This is a genomic window from Dyella sp. S184 (assembly GCF_009766065.1).
GTDB lineage: Bacteria > Pseudomonadota > Gammaproteobacteria > Xanthomonadales > Rhodanobacteraceae > Rhodanobacter.
In genome coordinates, this window is record NZ_LMUE01000002.1 from 325915 (window position 1) to 341688 (window position 15774).

18 protein-coding genes are annotated in these 15774 nt (G+C 64.4%); 12 read left to right on the top strand and 6 right to left on the bottom strand.

Annotated features, from left to right (window positions below; translation table 11 throughout):
- Positions 1-10: 10 nt before the first annotated feature.
- From GSQ75_RS01405 to GSQ75_RS01425, 5 genes are all read left to right on the top strand, one after another.
- Positions 11-580 (top strand): YqgE/AlgH family protein, encoded by a 570-nt coding sequence (locus tag GSQ75_RS01405; protein ID WP_158752760.1) that lies wholly within the window; start codon positions 11-13, stop codon positions 578-580.
- On the top strand, positions 577-1062 hold the full coding sequence (ruvX, locus tag GSQ75_RS01410; RefSeq protein WP_158752761.1) for a Holliday junction resolvase RuvX: 486 nt from the start codon (positions 577-579) through the stop codon (positions 1060-1062). Before GSQ75_RS01405 ends, ruvX begins: the two co-directional genes overlap by 4 nt.
- Positions 1059-1985 (top strand): aspartate carbamoyltransferase catalytic subunit, encoded by a 927-nt coding sequence (locus tag GSQ75_RS01415; protein WP_158752762.1) that lies wholly within the window; start codon positions 1059-1061, stop codon positions 1983-1985. Before ruvX ends, GSQ75_RS01415 begins: the two co-directional genes overlap by 4 nt.
- A 106-nt stretch (positions 1986-2091) precedes the next feature.
- Positions 2092-3885, top strand: coding sequence for a hypothetical protein (locus tag GSQ75_RS01420; RefSeq protein WP_158752763.1), 1794 nt, complete (start codon positions 2092-2094; stop codon positions 3883-3885).
- Between the two features lie 251 nt (positions 3886-4136).
- Positions 4137-4535 carry a BON domain-containing protein gene (locus tag GSQ75_RS01425; RefSeq protein ID WP_158752764.1) on the top strand — a complete coding sequence of 133 codons (399 nt, stop codon included), beginning with the start codon at positions 4137-4139 and terminating at the stop codon, positions 4533-4535.
- A gap of 71 nt (positions 4536-4606) precedes the next feature.
- Here the strand turns inward: GSQ75_RS01425 and GSQ75_RS01430 are convergent, their stop codons facing one another.
- The 3 genes from GSQ75_RS01430 to GSQ75_RS01440 form a co-directional block, all read right to left on the bottom strand.
- On the bottom strand, positions 4607-5161 hold the full coding sequence (locus GSQ75_RS01430) for a hypothetical protein (RefSeq protein WP_158752765.1): 555 nt from the start codon (positions 5159-5161) through the stop codon (positions 4607-4609).
- A gap of 50 nt (positions 5162-5211) precedes the next feature.
- Positions 5212-6384: a PilT/PilU family type 4a pilus ATPase gene (locus GSQ75_RS01435; protein WP_158752766.1), complete on the bottom strand. Its 1173-nt coding sequence runs from the start codon at positions 6382-6384 to the stop codon at positions 5212-5214.
- Between the two features lie 156 nt (positions 6385-6540).
- Positions 6541-7578: a type IV pilus twitching motility protein PilT gene (locus GSQ75_RS01440; protein ID WP_158752767.1), complete on the bottom strand. Its 1038-nt coding sequence runs from the start codon at positions 7576-7578 to the stop codon at positions 6541-6543.
- A 367-nt stretch (positions 7579-7945) separates the two neighbouring features.
- Between GSQ75_RS01440 and proC the strand changes: the two genes are divergently transcribed.
- Positions 7946-8770 (top strand): pyrroline-5-carboxylate reductase, encoded by an 825-nt coding sequence (gene proC / locus GSQ75_RS01445; protein ID WP_158752768.1) that lies wholly within the window; start codon positions 7946-7948, stop codon positions 8768-8770.
- Positions 8767-9342, top strand: coding sequence for a YggT family protein (locus tag GSQ75_RS01450; RefSeq protein WP_158752769.1), 576 nt, complete (start codon positions 8767-8769; stop codon positions 9340-9342). Before proC ends, GSQ75_RS01450 begins: the two co-directional genes overlap by 4 nt.
- A 13-nt stretch (positions 9343-9355) precedes the next feature.
- On the opposite strand, the gene GSQ75_RS01455 is transcribed toward GSQ75_RS01450, so the two are convergent.
- Together GSQ75_RS01455 and pdxH are read right to left on the bottom strand one after the other, a co-directional pair.
- Complete coding sequence (locus tag GSQ75_RS01455; protein WP_158752770.1) at positions 9356-10153, bottom strand: cobalamin-binding protein; 798 nt, start codon at positions 10151-10153, stop codon at positions 9356-9358.
- A complete protein-coding gene (gene pdxH, locus GSQ75_RS01460; RefSeq protein WP_158752771.1) occupies positions 10153-10740 on the bottom strand; it encodes a pyridoxamine 5'-phosphate oxidase in 588 nt (195 codons plus the stop codon). Before pdxH ends, GSQ75_RS01455 begins: the two co-directional genes overlap by 1 nt.
- A 230-nt stretch (positions 10741-10970) precedes the next feature.
- On the opposite strand from pdxH, the gene GSQ75_RS01465 reads away from it, so the two are divergent.
- On the top strand, positions 10971-11801 hold the full coding sequence (locus GSQ75_RS01465; RefSeq protein ID WP_158752772.1) for a kinase: 831 nt from the start codon (positions 10971-10973) through the stop codon (positions 11799-11801).
- Here GSQ75_RS01465 and GSQ75_RS01470 read toward each other — a convergent pair.
- A complete protein-coding gene (locus GSQ75_RS01470; protein ID WP_158753851.1) occupies positions 11788-12624 on the bottom strand; it encodes an NAD-dependent epimerase/dehydratase family protein in 837 nt (278 codons plus the stop codon). The genes GSQ75_RS01465 and GSQ75_RS01470 overlap by 14 nt on opposite strands.
- A gap of 35 nt (positions 12625-12659) precedes the next feature.
- Here GSQ75_RS01470 and GSQ75_RS01475 point away from each other — a divergent pair, with 35 nt between their 5' ends.
- The 4 genes from GSQ75_RS01475 (at position 12660) to hemE (ending at position 15747) form a co-directional block, all read left to right on the top strand.
- Entirely contained in the window at positions 12660-13217 is a 558-nt protein-coding gene (locus tag GSQ75_RS01475; protein WP_158752773.1) for a shikimate kinase, read from the top strand.
- Complete coding sequence (aroB, locus tag GSQ75_RS01480) at positions 13214-14311, top strand: 3-dehydroquinate synthase (RefSeq protein ID WP_158752774.1); 1098 nt, start codon at positions 13214-13216, stop codon at positions 14309-14311. The genes GSQ75_RS01475 and aroB overlap by 4 nt, the downstream gene beginning before the upstream one ends.
- 94 nt (positions 14312-14405) lie before the next feature.
- Positions 14406-14666, top strand: a complete 261-nt coding sequence (locus GSQ75_RS01485) for a WGR domain-containing protein (protein WP_077446326.1) — start codon at positions 14406-14408, stop codon at positions 14664-14666.
- Between the two features lie 4 nt (positions 14667-14670).
- Positions 14671-15747: a uroporphyrinogen decarboxylase gene (gene hemE, locus GSQ75_RS01490; protein ID WP_158752775.1), complete on the top strand. Its 1077-nt coding sequence runs from the start codon at positions 14671-14673 to the stop codon at positions 15745-15747.
- Positions 15748-15774 lie beyond the last annotated feature (27 nt).

Genomic DNA, 15774 nt, shown 5'->3' on the forward strand with positions numbered 1-15774 from the left:
CAATGACCGCATGAGTATCACCACGTCGAGCACCCTCACCGGGCACTTCCTGATCGCCATGCCGAACCTGGCCGAGCCGCCGTTCTCGCATGGCGTAGCCCTGCTTTGCCAGCATGACGAGGACGGCGCCATCGGCCTGCTGGTGAACCAGTTGTCCGAATATCGCTTCGGCGATGTGCTGGCGCAGATGCGGCTGGAATGTGCAGACAGCGAACTGGCCGATGCGCCGGTGCTGATCGGCGGCCCGGTGCAGCAGGAGCGCGGCTTTGTGCTGCATCGCGAACCCGGCGACTGGGAGTCCAGTTATCGCGTCAACACCGCATGGTCGGTCACTACCTCGCGCGACATCCTGGTCGCGATGGCCGCTGGCGAAGGCCCGCGCCAGGCCGTCATGGTGCTCGGCTACGCCGGCTGGGATGCTGGCCAGCTGGAGCAGGAGCTGATGGCCAACGCGTGGCTCACCGCCGAAGCCTGCGGCCGGGTGGTGTTCGACACGCCACTGGAGGAACGCTGGAGCGCCGCCGCCGGACTGGTCGGGGTCGACCCGCGCCAGCTGTCCGGCTATGCGGGCCACGCATGAGTTGTGTACTCGGCTTCGATGTCGGCAGCCGTCTGACCGGCGTGGCCATCGGCAATGCATTCACTACCAGCGCCCGCGGGTTGACCACGATTCCCGTGCGTGATGGCGAACCGGACTGGCAACAGCTCGATGGCCTGCGCAAGGAATGGTTGCCGGATACCCTCGTCGTCGGGTTGCCGTTGGCACTCGATGGTGGCGAGCAGGCCGCCAGCCGCAATGCCCGTCGTTTTGCTGCCCAACTGCAGCAGCGTTACGGCCTGCCGGTCGTGCTCGTCGATGAGCGGCACAGCTCACAGGAAGCCGCCGAGCGCTTTGCCGCTGCCCGCGCCGCCGGGCTCAAGCGACGACGCGATGCCGCCACGATCGACGCCGAAGCTGCCGCGATCATCGTGGAGCGCTGGCTGGGCGGTGCAGAATCGTTGTCTGCTGACGCCACCGACCACTGCCCCATTCCCTCGCCATCCTCAGACCTGCCGCCATGAGCCCTCGCCTGCGCCACCTGACCACCCTGGAAAACCTCCCGCGCGAAACGATCGAGCGCCTGCTCGACCGCGCCGAGGCGCTGCGTGACGCCTGCGCGCACGGCACCCGCAAGCTCAACGTACTGGCCGGGCGCACCGTGCTGAATCTGTTCTTCGAGCCATCCACGCGCACCCGCACATCGTTCGAACTGGCCGCGCGCCGGCTCGGCGCGGATGTGATCAACTTCGACATCGGCTTTTCCTCCACCAGCAAGGGCGAGGAACTCTTCGACACGCTGCACACGCTCGAAGCGATGCATCTGGATGCGATCATCGTGCGCCACAAGCACTCGGGTACGCCGGACGAGCTGGTTCACCACGCGATGAGTGGCGTGTCTGTGATCAACGCTGGCGACGGCAACCGTGCGCACCCGACCCAGGGCCTGCTCGACGCACTGACGATCCGCCAGCACCGGCCGGATTTCGAGAATCTCACCGTGGTGATCTGCGGCGATATCAAGCATTCGCGCGTGGCGCGTTCGGACATCCACGCATTCTCCGCGCTGGGCGTGAAGCGTATCCGCCTGTGCGGCCCAGCCACCCTGATGCCGGCAGTCGAGGAATTTCCGCATTGCCAGCACTACGACGACTTCGATGCCGCGATCGAAGGTGCTGATGCGGTGATCACGCTGCGCCTGCAGAAAGAGCGCATGGCCTCGACCGACCTGCCAGACGAAGCGGCCTACTTCACCCGCTACGGGCTGGACCAGCGCCGGCTGGCGCTCGCCGCCAAGGGCTGCCTGGTAATGCATCCGGGGCCGATCAACCGTGGCATCGAGATCGCCACGGAGGTGGCCGACGGCGCGCAGTCGCGCATCCTCGAACAGGTCGGCAATGGCGTGTTCGTGCGCATGGCCGTGCTCAACGAAGTGCTGGCCCGCTGAGTCCAGCGCAATCGCGGGAGCCCATGCCAGCCGGCGATTGTCACGCCGCGGCTACCGGTAAAGCAGGCATAATGTGCAAACGCAACATTCACACGACGGGGATCATATGCGATCGACGACGCGCTTCATCGCGCTGGGCCTTGCTGGCGTCATGCTGGCGGCCTGCGGGCACAAGGACAAGGATGTTCCATTGGCTTTCGTACCGGCCGATACGCCGTATGTCGTGGCCAACCTGGACGTGCTGGACGACGCCACCCGTACCGCCCTGCTCGCCCAGGCCGACGCGCAGTTGCCCTCGCAACTGGCCCAGATCAATGCCACGGCCGATCGCCTGGCGGCAAAGGATCCCGATGGCGCACATCTGCTGCGCGCGCTGAGTGCCGAATTCAACGGCAAGACGATCGAGAGCTTCGCCGACGGCGCCGGCATCAACCTCAAGGGTCTCTCGGCGTTCTACGGACTCGGCCTGGCGCCGGTCATGCGTTTCGAACTGAGCGATCCGAAGGCATTCGAGGGCTTCATCGGCCGGCTGGAAACTGCCTACGGCAAGAAGCTCGATGTCGCCAGCCTCGGGGCACAGAGCTACCGCAAATATGTCTTTGCCGCCTCGGGCACCGAGGTCATTCTGGCCACGGTCGGCAAGCAGGCCGTGGCCGCACTGCTGCCGGCTGATGCAGCACCCGCCATGCTGCGCCAGGCGCTGGGACTGGATCGTCCGCAGAAAAGCTTGCAGGACGACGGTCGCCTGACCGCACTGGCCAAGGCCAAGGGCTACCGGCTGTGGGTGGTCGGTGATCTGGATGTGACGCGCGCCCTGCCACTGGTGATCAGCGGCAAGGATCCGCTGCTCAGCGCGATCCGCAAGGCGCGCGCCGAAGCCGAATCCGCCAAGACCGGCGAACCGGTCGCCAACCAGCTGCAGACGTCACCGAGCTGCGCGAGCGACGCTGCCCGCATCGCCGCCCGCGTGCCCGCGCTCAGCTTCGGCTATACCCGGCTTGAGGCGAAACAGCAGGATGTGCGTTTCGACATGGCGCTGGCCGATGACATCAGCAAGGCCTTTGCCGGCCTCAAGGTGGAATTGCCCGGGTTGGGCAGCGCAGGTACTGCGCCGTTCGACCTGACTCTCGCGCTGCCGATCGCACAATTGCGCACGTTCTGGTCCGCCCAGGCCGATGCCGTGACCGCCAAGCCGTTCACCTGCCCTGCACTGAGTGATCTCAACGACAGCTTTGCCAAGCTCGGTCCGGCCATGCAGAAAGCGGCGATCCCGCCGTTTGGCGACATGCTCGGCCTGCGCATCGCACTGGATACCCTGGTGCCTGGCCAGAACGCCAGCCTGCCGACCTTCAGCGGCCGCATCGTGCTCGGCAGCAGCAACCCCGCCGGCCTTCTCGCCACAAGCCAGATGATGGTGCCTGTGCTGGCGCAACTAAAGCCCACCAACGACGGCAAGCCGCTGCCACTGCCGAAGGACATGACCAGCATGCTCGGGCAGCCAGCGTGGTTCGCCATGAGCGACAAGGCACTTGCGTTGGGTATCGGTGCCGGCGAAGACGCCAAACTCGCCGACACGCTGAAGGACCCCATTGGCGATGCCGGTCGCGTCACCCGCATGCATCTCAGTGGCGCGATGTATCTGGATATGCTGCAGCTGATGGAAAAATGGGTCGACAGCCAGTCCGCCGCCAACGCCCAACCCAGCAAGAGCGACGAGCTCTCGATCGACAGCGACAGCGACAGCGCCGATGACGCCGCGCAGACAGCCGCCAATGCGGCCCGTTCGAAGGCTGAATTTGCGGCCATGAAGGCCCAGGCCGAGCGGGTCGACAGTATTGATGCCGAAATACATGTCGACAATGACGGTATGGTATTCACCACCCAGACCGTCCTGAAGTAACCCGCCTCAGCGACACGCACTGGAAACCGGGGCGCTTCGGCACCCCGGTTTTTTCATGGGTGAGCGCTTCACACCGAACATCAAGCAAACATCGTCATGACCTGCTCTTCGCATCCGTAATCGCCAGCTGAACACTCCCCGGGCGCAGCCACACGATATTCACGTGACGGCTGTTGCCATAGGAAACGGAAGTCGGCAACAACCGAACAGCCGTCGTCGCCGACCAACCTTCCCACTGTCAGGAGATTGCCATGCGCAACCATTCGATGATCCGCAACAGCGTGTTTGCCACTGGACTGATGCTCGCCTTCGCCGCGGTACCGTTTGGCTCGGTCGCCGCGCAAGATGCCGGTGCACAGATGCAGAAGCCGGCCGACAACCAGACCGTGCCGGACAAGGCTGCCGATGGATGGATCACCACCAAAGTGAAATCCGAATTCGGAACCACCAAGGGCATCCATGCCACCGACATCTCGGTCTCAACCAGTGATGGCGTAGTCACGCTCACTGGCAATGTCGCCACAACAAAGGAAAAGAACCACGCCATGCGCGTGGCCAAGAAGGTAAAGGGTGTCAAGAGCGTCGATGCCAGCGGCCTGACGGTCAGCGCGACGCCAGCGTCGACATCGGACAGCACGTCCAGCAAGTAACTACCCGTTCGGTGCAGTCGAAAAGGGGCCGCCACAGGCCCCTTTTCATTGCCTGCCCGCGCAGTCACGGCTCAGTAACGGATGCTGCTACGAAAGTCAGGCAAGCTGTCCAGGAAACTGCGATTGCAGCCCTTGAAACGCGAGAGCGCAGTCTCGATGCGCACGGGAACCAGGAGCCGCCCTCCTGCCACACCGATGATCATGGCCCCCAGCAGCAGCAACACGCCAGCCAGGGTCAGCGCACCCGTATTGCGCTGAATGCCGATGGCAATGCCCACCAGACCGAGCAACAGGCCCGCGACACATACCCCAATGCTCAATTGCCGGCGCCGTGCGTGCTCCTCGCATAGACCGACAGCCAGCTCGGTCTTCTTTCTCGCGAGCAGGGCTACCAGGGCGTAGACAAGGATATTGAGGAGCAGCAACAGATACAGCCCGGGGTGATGCCAGTAGAACTTGCGCTCCTTCATCGGCGCCATGGCCGCACCGTTACATTTCACGCAGCGATACGGCAGACGCCCACTGCTGCTGACCACCAATACCTTGCCATCACGCCAGCACCCACCTTCCGTACCTGTTGCATCAAGCTCAGCCTTGGGTGGCGCATACGGATTGAACGACTGCATCCCCGCTCCTTGTCATTGTCAGGATCGATATCCCATTCGCGTCGCCGCCTTCAGCGATTCAGCAGACTGTTGCCGCCGCTGAAGTTCTGCGAATCGCGCGTTTCCTCCAGCTCCACGCCGTCCAGACCCTGTGACAGCGTATGCGCGTCGCCGCCCTGCGCCAGCTTGATACGCAGGCGCACCTCGTTGGAACTATCGGCGTAGCGAAGCGCATCCTCGTAGGAGATTTCGCCAGCGTGGTACAGCTCGACCAGGCTCTGATCGAACGTCTTCATGCCGAGCAGGGTGGATTCCTTCATTAATTCCTTGAGTTTGTGGATCTCGCCCTGGCGGATGTAATCCTGCGCCAGCGGCGTACCCAACAGCACTTCCACCGCGACACGGCGCGCCTTGCCGTCGGGCGTAGGGATCAGCATCTGCGCCACGATGCCCTTCAGGTTCAGCGACAGGTCCATCAGCAGTTGCTGGCGACGATCCTCGGTGAAAAAGTGCAGGATGCGATCCATCGCCTGGTTCGCGTTGTTCGCATGCAGTGTGCACAACACCAGGTGGCCGGTTTCGGCGAAGGCGATCGCATGATCCATGCCCTCGCGAGTACGCACCTCGCCGATCATGATCACGTCAGGCGCCTGGCGCAGCGTGTTCTTCAGCGCGTTTTCCCAGCTATCGGTGTCGATGCCAACTTCGCGCTGGGTAATGATGCAGCCCTCGTGCTTGTGCACGTACTCGATCGGATCCTCGATCGTGATGATGTGGCCGGTCGAATTCAAGTTGCGATAGCCAACCATCGCCGCCAGCGAAGTCGATTTACCCGAGCCGGTGGCGCCAACGAAAACGATGATGCCGCGCTTAGTCATGGCCAGCTGCTTGATCACCGGCGGCAGATTCAGCTCCTCCGGGGTCGGAATCTTCGACTCGATCCGGCGCAGCACCATGCCGACGCAGTTGCGCTGGTAGAAGCACGACACGCGGAAGCGGCCGACGCCCTGCGCGGAAATCGCAAACTGGCACTCGTGGGTTTTCTCGAACTCCTCGCGCTGTCCCGGCGTCATCACGTTGAGCACCATGTCGCGCGACTGCTGCACGCTGAGCGGACTCTGGGTGATCGGCACGATCCGGCCCTGCACTTTCATCGAAGGCGCCACGCCGGCCGTAATGAACAGATCCGATGCCTTCTTGTGCACCATCAGTTTCAGGAACGAGGTGAAATCGAAATCGCTCATGGCTTAACTCCCGAAAATGAGATACGAAAACCGGGGAATCGAAAATCTGCCTGACCGGATGCCGATGCCATCACGTGGCCTGTCGGTCGATTTTTGGTGATGAGGCAGTGCTGCATGATTGCTCGACAGTGCCTCAGACCGATTCCCGTTTCACGATTACTTGAAGCTTTCCTTGTTCTTGGCGTAGCTGGCAGCCTGCTGGCGCGTCACCAAGCCGCGCTTGACCAGATCCTGCAGGCACTGGTCCAGTGTCTGCATGCCGAACTGCGTGCCGGTCTGGATCGACGAATACATCTGCGCTACCTTGTCCTCGCGGATCAGGTTGCGAATCGCCGGGATGCCGACCATGATTTCATGCGCGGCAATACGCCCACCTCCGACCTTCTTCAGCAGCGACTGCGAGACCACCGCGCGCAACGACTCGGACAACATCGAGCGCACCATCGGCTTCTCGCCGGCGGGGAACACGTCGATGATGCGGTCGATCGTCTTGGCCGCCGAACTGGTATGCACGGTGGCGAACACCAAGTGGCCGGTTTCCGCTGCAGTGAGTGCGAGGCGGATGGTTTCCAGATCGCGCAACTCGCCAACAAGGATGTAATCCGGATCCTCGCGCAGCGCCGAGCGCAGCGCCTCGTTGAAGCCCAATGTGTCGCGATGGACCTCGCGCTGGTTAACCAGGCACTTCTGCGAGGTATGCACGAACTCGATCGGGTCCTCGATCGTGAGCATGTGGCCGTATTCGTTCTTGTTGACGTGGTCGACCATCGCCGCCAGCGTGGTCGACTTGCCCGAGCCGGTCGGACCGGTCACCAGGATCAGACCTTGCGGCTGCTCGATCAGCTCCTTGAAGATGCGCGGCGCACCGAGATCCTCAAGCGTCAGCACCTCGGACGGAATGGTGCGGAACACCGCACCGGCGCCGCGGTTCTGGTTGAACGCGTTGACGCGGAAGCGCGCCAGGCCGGGAATCTCGAAGGAGAAATCGGTCTCGTAGAATTCCTCGTAATCGCGCCGCTGCTTGTCCGACATGATGTCGTAGATCAGCGAATGCACCTGCTTGTGCTCAAGCGCAGGAATGTTGATGCGGCGTACGTCGCCGTCAACGCGGATCATCGGTGGCAGCCCGGCGGACAGGTGCAAGTCCGAGGCCTTGTTCTTCACCGAGAAGGCAAGCAGTTCGGCAATGTCCATCTGTCGTTCCCCTCAACCGATCGTCTGGATGGCATGAATTGGATGCCGCATCAGGGGACGTATGCAGTTCGCAGGCATGCTGCGTCGCAGCGCATGGCGCAACCGCCACCAAGCCATCCGAACCAAACACCGATTCCCCTTGCAGCCGCGTCGATACTACTCGTGCAACCGCCTGTGCGGCCAGTCTTTCCCGTCGTGGATGCGCAAACTGTCGATCTGGTTTGCACAGTCGCCGGAAAAGCGGTCGTCCAAGTACCGCCCCAAACTGCGGACAGGCCTGACCCACAGCGCGCACATCTACAAAACTGCATCGCGAGCGCACCCGCTCCGGTAAGGTACGCGGTCTGGATGAGTGAGGAACCCCTGCATGACCCAACTTGCCTTCATCGGTGGCGGCAACATGGCCCGCAGCCTGATTGGCGGCCTGCTGAAGACCGGCGTGGCCGCCGCCACCATCAGCGTGGCCGAACCCCTGGCCGAAGCGCGCCAGGCGCTTGGTCGCGAATTCGGGGTTCCCTGCTATGCCGAGAACCGGCTGGCTGCGGCACAGGCCGAGGTCATCCTGCTGGCGGTCAAGCCGCAGATCATGCCGGCGATACATACCGAACTGCGCGACACCCTGCAACGCAATCGGCCACTGCTGATCTCGATCGCCGCCGGCGTGCGCCTAGACCAGCTTGAACGCTGGTTTGGCACCGGCCTGCCCATCGTGCGCTGCATGCCGAACACGCCAGCGCTGATTGGCGCCGGTGCCACCGGCCTGTGCGCAAACAGCCGGGTCAGCCCAGCGCAGAAGGCGCAGGCACAACACATCCTCGATACCGCCGGGATAACCCGCTGGATCGACGACGAGGCGCTGATGGACACCGTCACCGCGCTGTCCGGTTCCGGTCCCGCGTATTTCTTCGCCCTGGTCGAAGCGCTGGAAGCCGCTGCCGTGGCGCAGGGCCTGCCACGCGACACTGCCCGTGCGCTGGCCGCACAGACCTGCCTCGGCGCCGGCCGCATGCTGGTCGAGGGTGGCGAGGACCCCGCCCTGCTGCGCCAGCGTGTCACCTCGCCGAACGGCACCACCCAGGCTGCGCTGGAAAGCTTCGCTGCCGATGGCCTGCCGCGTATCGTCGCCCACGCCGTCGCCGCTGCCACCCGGCGTGGCGTGGAACTGGCTGCCCAACTGGACAAACTGTCGTGAGCTACCTGCTGAATGCCCTGTCCATACTGATCGAGCTGGCCTTCGAGGCCGCCGTCACGCTGCTGCTGCTGCGGGTGGCTGCCGAGGCCTGCCGCGCGGACTTCAACAACCCGTTGAGCCAGTTCATCTACCGCTACACCAACCCAGTACTGGCACCGATCCGTCGCGTGCTGCCGAACTGGCGCCGGATCAACCTGGCCGCGCTAGTGTTGGCGTGGCTGGCGATGGTGTTGAAGCGTCTGCTGCTGTTTGCGTTGATCGGCATCATGCCGCATGTAGCCGGCCTGCTGCTGTTGGCGCTCGCGGAGCTGCTCGACTTCACCCTGCTGTTCTACATCGTGCTTCTGTTTGGGTGGTCGCTGCTGAGCATGTTCGCGGTGGATCGCCGGCAGCCGCTGCTGCGCCTGGCCGGCACCATCGTCGCCCCGCTGCTACGGCCACTGCAGGGCAAGCTTATCGCCGGCACTATCGACTTCGCGCCGATGGTGGTGATGATCGTGCTGTTGCTTATGCGTCTGCTGGTAGCCAAGCCCCTGATGGACCTTGGCACTGGACTGGCCTTTGGCGGCTGAGCCACGCCAAAAATCAGTGGCGCGCCCACTCGACGATGATGCGATGGATCGCATCCAGTCCATCGAACAACGCCGCCGGTCCCGGCTGCAGGATGATCGGTGACTTGATTTCGTAAAGGTCGCCGTTGCGCACCGCCGAAATGGTTTCCCAACCCGGCCGTGCCGCCACTTTCTCCGGCCGGAAGCGCTTGCCGCACCACGAGCCGAGGATAATGTCCGGCGCGCGCCGCACCACTTCCTCGCCATTCGGAAGGATCCGCTGCTTCGCCAGCGGCTCGCGGGCAAGTTCGGGAAAGCAGTCGTCGCCGCCTGCAATGCCAATGATCTCGGCGACCCAACGGATGCCGGTGATGATCGGCTCGTCCCATTCCTCGAAATACACCTTGGGCCGGCGCGGCAGCTGCGCTGCAGAGGCCCGAATTTCGGCGATATGTCGCTCGGCCTCCTGCGCGTAGGCTTCAGCCTTTTCGTGCGCACCGACCATCGCGCCAAGCCGGCGGATATAGGCCAGGATGCCGTCCACGCTGCGATGGTTGCTGATCCACACCTCGACGCCGCACTTGATCAGCTCGCGCGCAATATCGGCCTGGATATCGGAGAAGCCGATTGCGAGATCGGGTTCGAGCTTCAGGATTTCGCCAATCTTCGCGCTGGTGAACGCCGAGATCTTGGGCTTTTCCTTGCGCGCCCGTGGCGGCCGCACGGTGAAGCCGGAGATACCGACGATGCGATCCTGTTCGCCGAGTGCGTAGAGCACTTCAGTCGGCTCTTCGGTAAGGCAGACAATGCGCTGCGGATACGCGTCAACCATTACGGGTACAGCAGCCGGCTCGTCCAGGTCTGGCCATGGCGGCTCCAGCGCACCCGTTCGTGCAGGCGAAATTCGGCGCCGTACCAGAACTCCAGCATATCCGGCTCCACCAGATAGCCGCCCCAATGCGGTGGTCGCGTCACATCGCGTCCGTCGAACTCATGCTCGTAGCGCGCCACCCGCTGCTCGAACGTGTCGCGATCCGGCAACGTCTGCGACTGCAGGGAGGCCCAGGCGCCGATCTGGCTGCCGCGCGAGCGACTGGCGAAGTAGGCATCCGATTCCTCATCCTGCAGCTTGCGCGCGGCACCTTCCACGCGGACCTGCACACCATCGCGCAACTGCTTCCAGTGGAAGCACAGCGCGAGCTGCGGATGCGTCTCGAGCTGGCTGCCCTTGTCGCTCTGGTAATTCGTGTGGAAGCGGAAGCCGCGCTCGTCGACGCCCTTGAGCAGCACAATGCGTGAAGACACCCGGCCGGAGCCGTCGACGGTGGCCAGGTTCATCGCGGTCGGCTCGCGCTCACCACTGGCTTTGGCTTCGTCCAGCAGCCGAGTGAAGGTATCCAGAATCTCGGGGTTGAGCATGGCGTCTGAAACTTTCCTTTTGCATCGTGGCCGACACGCGCCATCATGGCGCGAATGAACATGACCGATGATAGTGCAACGCCTCAGTCATCCAGTACATCCATGACGAATCGGGTGTCAGGCCGATTTCCTGCCATGGCATGTACCGGCGACGGATCTGCTGGCGGGAAGCCCTGCCATCAACGCTTGCCGGCCGTAGAATGGCATTGGTGCACCTTGGTATGTTGCGGATGAAGTCTCACGCCAGCATGCAGAACGAGGCCCTTGCCGGCCACCTGCTCGACCAGTATGCCGGGCGGATTGCCCGTTCACGGCGGCCGTACATCATCGGCCTGTCCGGCCTGCAGGGTAGCGGCAAGAGCACCCTGGCACGCGTGATGAAGCTGCAGGCCGAAGCACGCGGATGGGCCACCGAAGTACTCTCGCTGGATGATTTCTATTACTCCCGCAGTGACCGTGAAGCGCTAGCGCACCAGATACACCCGTTGCTGCGCTCGCGCGGCGTGCCGGGCACCCATGAGATCGAGCTGCTGCTGTCGGTGCTGGCCGCGCTGCCGCAAGCCTCGGACAAACTGCCGGTAACACATCCGCGTTTCGACAAGGGCCGCGACACGCGCATTCCACCGTCGCGGTGGCCGCGCGTCACGCGGCCACCGAAGCTGGTAATCGTGGAAGGCTGGGCCTTGGGTATCCGACCGCAGCTGCAGGCCACCCTGGACGTCCCGGTCAATGAGCTGGAGCGCACGGAAGATGCCGACGGCAGCTGGCGGCATTGGGTCAACAAGCAGTTGCGTGGCTACCAGCCGCTATGGCGCAAGTTCGACGCGCTGATCGTGCTGCAGGCACCGAGTTGGGAGATCGTGCGCGACTGGCGCGGCGAACAGGAGCAGGAGCTGTTGGCGCGCCATGCCCCCTTGGCCATGGATGCCGCAGCGATGAAGCAGTTCCTGGCGCACTTCGAACGCCTGAGCCGACACGCGCTCGCCACCCTGCCGGCACTGGCCGACAGCTGCGTGGAATACGATGACGAGCGGCATGTGACCGGGCTCAGCCACGGTTGAGCAGCGCCGTATAACCGTCACGCGAATCCGGCCAGCGCGGCATAAAGCCGCTGGCTCGCAACCGCGCATTGCTAAGCCGCTTGCTACCGATACCGACCGGGGCCGGACCATCTTCGGCCAGCGGCGCGCCGATCAATGCAGACAGATGGTCGTACAGCACATCGAGCAGCAGCGGAGTGCTATCCACGCCAACATAAAGCGGCAACGGATCGGCCAATTGCAGCAGATGCACGATCGCCGCAGCGGCATCGTCAGCATGGATCCGGTTGGCCCAATGCGCCTGCGCGCGCGGCACCTTGAGCTGGCCGGCGCGCAGGCGTTCGATCAACTGCAATCGGCCCGGCCCGTACAAGCCAGCCAGCCGCAACACGATCGAAGGCACCGGCTGCGTGGCTAGCCACTGCTCCGCCTCCAGCAGCACGCTGCCATTGAATCCCGGCGGCGCCGGCGGTGTGCCTTCATCGACCCAGCCGCCAGCGTGCTCGCCATACACCGCGCTCGAGGAAACCAGCAGCATGCGTTGCAAGTGCGCGTGATCGAGGGCGCCATGCAGGTGCCGCAAGCCGTCCACAAACGTGCTGCGATAGGCTGCTGGGTCACGCCGATCCGGCGTCGGCAGATAGACCACCCGGGTGATGCCGACAGGCAGTTCGCGCAGGGTTTCCGGCCGGGTCAGGTCGCCGCGCAGCCAACGGATACCGCTGTCGTCAGGCAGCGGTGGCTCGCGCCGCAACGCCCACACCTCGTCGCCGCGCGCCCGCAAACCCTGCGCCACGCGCATGCCCAGGTCGCCACAGCCAGCCAGCAATACCTGTTCGTTCACCACGGCCCTTGAATCCGCCCTGTTAGCATCTGCGCATGAATCCGTCGCACAACCTTTTCATCATCGGCCCGACCGGCGCCGGCAAGACCTCGATCGGACGGCGACTCGCCACGCATTATGGCCTGCCGTTCGTCGATCTCGACCAGGAGATCGAACAGCACTGCGGCGTTGACGTGAACACCGTTTTCGAGATCGAGGGCGAAACCGGTTTCCGCCAGCGCGAAAGCACGTTGCTGGACGAATGCAGCCAGCGCGGCGGCGTGCTGCTCGCCACCGGTGCCGGCGTCGTGCTGGCCGAACACAATCGCGATCTGCTGCGCGAACGCGGCTACGTGGTGTGGCTGCAAACCAGCATCGAGCAGCAGCTGGAACGGCTGGAACGCGACCATCGCCGTCCGCTCTTGGCCGTGCCGAACCGGCGCGAGCGGCTGCAGGCGATGGCGCAGATCCGCGAGCCGCTGTACCGCGAGCTGGCCGACCTGGCCGTCCCCGGCGAACACGGCAGCGTCGCCGCTGCCACTGACCGTTGCATTGCGCTGATCGATCATCATTGGCAGCGTCCACCCCATCCATGGCAGCAACAGAGCGCATGAACCAGCCGGCAATCCAGACCATCACCGTCGCCCTCGGCCAGCGCAGCTATCCGGTATGGATCGGCGCCGGCCTGCTCACCGACCACGCCCGCTGGCGCACCATGCTGCGCGGCCGGCATGCGCTGGTGATCAGCAATAGCACGGTGGCACCGCTGTATCTCGATCGCATCGCCCAAGGGCTGGAAGGCCTGCACTGGTCGTCGTTCCTGCTCGACGACGGCGAGGCGCACAAGAGCTTCGCCAATGTCGGCCGCGCCCTGGAAGCGCTGGGCCAGCTCGGCGCCACCCGCGATGCCTGCGTGATCGCGCTGGGCGGCGGCGTGGTCGGCGATCTGGCCGGCTTCAGCGCCGCGTGCTGGATGCGCGGCATCGACTTCATCCAGATGCCGACCACCCTGTTGGCGATGGTCGACTCCTCGGTCGGCGGCAAGACCGGCGTCAACCTGCCGGTCGGCAAGAACCTCGCCGGCGCGTTCCACCAGCCGCGCGCAGTGATCGCCGACATCGACACGCTGGCCACCCTGCCCGTGCGCGAATACCGCGCCGGACTCGCCGAAGTGGTCAAGGGCGCGGCGATCGGTGACGAGCCGTTCTTCACCTGGCTGGAACAGCATGCCGACGCGCTGGCAGCACGCGATCCCGCCACCGTGATGGATGCGATTGCACGCAAGGTGCGCTACAAGGCCGGGGTGGTCGCCCGCGACGAAACCGAACAGGGCGAACGCGCCCTGCTCAACCTCGGCCATACCTTCGGTCACGCGCTGGAAACTGCCGGCCACTACACCACCCTGTTGCACGGCGAAGGTGTGGCGATCGGCATGCTGCTGGCGGCGCAGCTGTCCGAGCGCCTGGGCATGAGCACCCCCAGCGATACCTCGCAGTTAAGGCAATTGCTGGAAAAGCTTGGCCTGCCCACGGCGATCCCTCCCGGCATGGAAGCGCAGCAACTGCTGGCGCTGATGCGGCTGGACAAGAAGAACACCGCCGGCGTGTTGCGGCTGATCCTGTGGCGCGGCATTGGCCGCGCCGAGATCGTCGCGGGCGTCGCCGAAGCCGATGTACTGGCCGTGTTGCAGGCTGCCATACCGGCATAACCGATCACCTGCGTCACCGGCGCGCTCGCTACCCGGCCGCCAGCCTTCTAGAATGCTCACGTTTGCGGCGTGCCGCACAGTCCATCCGGAACCCATGCGCCTCTATCTGCAAACCGTGCCCGGTAGCTCCGACGCACCTCGCTACGTCCAGATCACGCTGGAGCAGGATCTGCTGGGCGGCTGGACGCTGTATCGCGAATCCGGTACCCAGGGCGGCCGCGCGACCATGAAGCGCGAGCAGTACCTGGAACGCGACGAGGCGGTCAGCGCGTTCGAGAAAGCCCGTGACGCCCAGCTCAAGCGTGGCTTCCGCCTGATGTTTGCCCAGGGGCTGGAAGGCCCGTACGGACGTTGATTTGATGAATACCCCGCTGAAGAACGACCGCTTCCTGCGCGCCCTGCGCCGGGAACCCACCGACACGACCCCGATCTGGGTGATGCGCCAGGCCGGCCGTTACCTGCCCGAGTATCGCGCCACCCGCGAGCGCGCTGGCAGCTTCATGGGCCTGGCGCAGAACCCCGAATTCGCCTGCGCAGTCACCCTGCAGCCGCTGGAGCGCTTCGAGCTCGACGCCGCGATCCTGTTTTCCGACATCCTCACCATCCCCGACGCGATGGGCCTGGGCCTGTCGTTCGCGCAGGGCGAAGGCCCGCAATTCGCGCACCCGGTACGTACGACGGCCGATATCGCGAAACTCGCCGTGCCCGACATGGACGGTGAACTGCGTTACGTGATGGATGCGGTGCGACTGATCCGTCAGGAGCTGCACGGCCGCGTGCCGCTGATCGGCTTCTCCGGCAGCCCGTGGACGCTGGCCTGCTATATGGTCGAGGGCCACGGTTCGAAGGATTTCGCCACGCTCAAAGCGATGTGCTGGAACGAACCCAAGCTCGCCCACCAGCTGCTCGACACGCTGGCACAAGCCGTCGCGCACTATCTGATCGCCCAGGCCGCCGCTGGCGCGCAGGCGCTGATGATCTTCGACACCTGGGGTGGCCTGCTCGGCCCCGCGCCGTTCCGCGAATTCTCGCTGCGCTACATGACGCAGATCGTCGCCACGCTGAAGGCTGACCCGCACGCCCGCGAGCTGTCGGTGATCCTGTTCTCCAAGGGCGCCGGCCAGCACCTCGCCGAAATGGCCGACACCGGCTGTGCCGCGCTGGGCGTCGACTGGACCATGGATCTGGCTGACGCACGACGCGCCGTCGCCGGCAAAGTCGCCCTGCAAGGCAACCTCGACCCCGCGATCCTGCGCGCCAGCCCCGATGTGATCCGCCGCGAAGCCCGCGCCGTGCTCGACAGCTACGGCAACCACCCCGGGCACGTGTTCAATCTCGGCCACGGCATCACGCCGGAAGTCGAACCCGAGCATGTAAAGGTATTGGTGGACGAAGTGCACGCTTATGGGCGCAAGCTGCGCACGACAAGCCGCTGACGCGTTCTCCGGCTACTTGCCGGGCTT

Excerpts from the sequence above, each read along its gene's own strand:
- GSQ75_RS01415 (WP_158752762.1), top strand. The coding sequence starts at position 1,059 with ATGAGCCCTCGCCTGCGCCACCTGACCACCCTGGAAAACCTCCCGCGC.
- GSQ75_RS01425 (WP_158752764.1), top strand. The coding sequence starts at position 4,137 with ATGCGCAACCATTCGATGATCCGCAACAGCGTGTTTGCCACTGGACTG.
- GSQ75_RS01420 (WP_158752763.1), top strand. The coding sequence starts at position 2,092 with ATGCGATCGACGACGCGCTTCATCGCGCTGGGCCTTGCTGGCGTCATG.
- GSQ75_RS01465 (WP_158752772.1), top strand. The coding sequence starts at position 10,971 with ATGAAGTCTCACGCCAGCATGCAGAACGAGGCCCTTGCCGGCCACCTG.
- GSQ75_RS01430 (WP_158752765.1), bottom strand. The coding sequence starts at position 5,161 with ATGCAGTCGTTCAATCCGTATGCGCCACCCAAGGCTGAGCTTGATGCA.
- aroB (WP_158752774.1), top strand. The coding sequence starts at position 13,214 with ATGAACCAGCCGGCAATCCAGACCATCACCGTCGCCCTCGGCCAGCGC.
- GSQ75_RS01475 (WP_158752773.1), top strand. The coding sequence starts at position 12,660 with ATGAATCCGTCGCACAACCTTTTCATCATCGGCCCGACCGGCGCCGGC.
- GSQ75_RS01405 (WP_158752760.1), top strand. The coding sequence starts at position 11 with ATGAGTATCACCACGTCGAGCACCCTCACCGGGCACTTCCTGATCGCC.
- ruvX (WP_158752761.1), top strand. The coding sequence starts at position 577 with ATGAGTTGTGTACTCGGCTTCGATGTCGGCAGCCGTCTGACCGGCGTG.
- hemE (WP_158752775.1), top strand. The coding sequence starts at position 14,671 with ATGAATACCCCGCTGAAGAACGACCGCTTCCTGCGCGCCCTGCGCCGG.
- GSQ75_RS01485 (WP_077446326.1), top strand. The coding sequence starts at position 14,406 with ATGCGCCTCTATCTGCAAACCGTGCCCGGTAGCTCCGACGCACCTCGC.
- pdxH (WP_158752771.1), bottom strand. The coding sequence starts at position 10,740 with ATGCTCAACCCCGAGATTCTGGATACCTTCACTCGGCTGCTGGACGAA.
- GSQ75_RS01440 (WP_158752767.1), bottom strand. The coding sequence starts at position 7,578 with ATGGACATTGCCGAACTGCTTGCCTTCTCGGTGAAGAACAAGGCCTCG.
- proC (WP_158752768.1), top strand. The coding sequence starts at position 7,946 with ATGACCCAACTTGCCTTCATCGGTGGCGGCAACATGGCCCGCAGCCTG.
- GSQ75_RS01455 (WP_158752770.1), bottom strand. The coding sequence starts at position 10,153 with ATGGTTGACGCGTATCCGCAGCGCATTGTCTGCCTTACCGAAGAGCCG.
- GSQ75_RS01435 (WP_158752766.1), bottom strand. The coding sequence starts at position 6,384 with ATGAGCGATTTCGATTTCACCTCGTTCCTGAAACTGATGGTGCACAAG.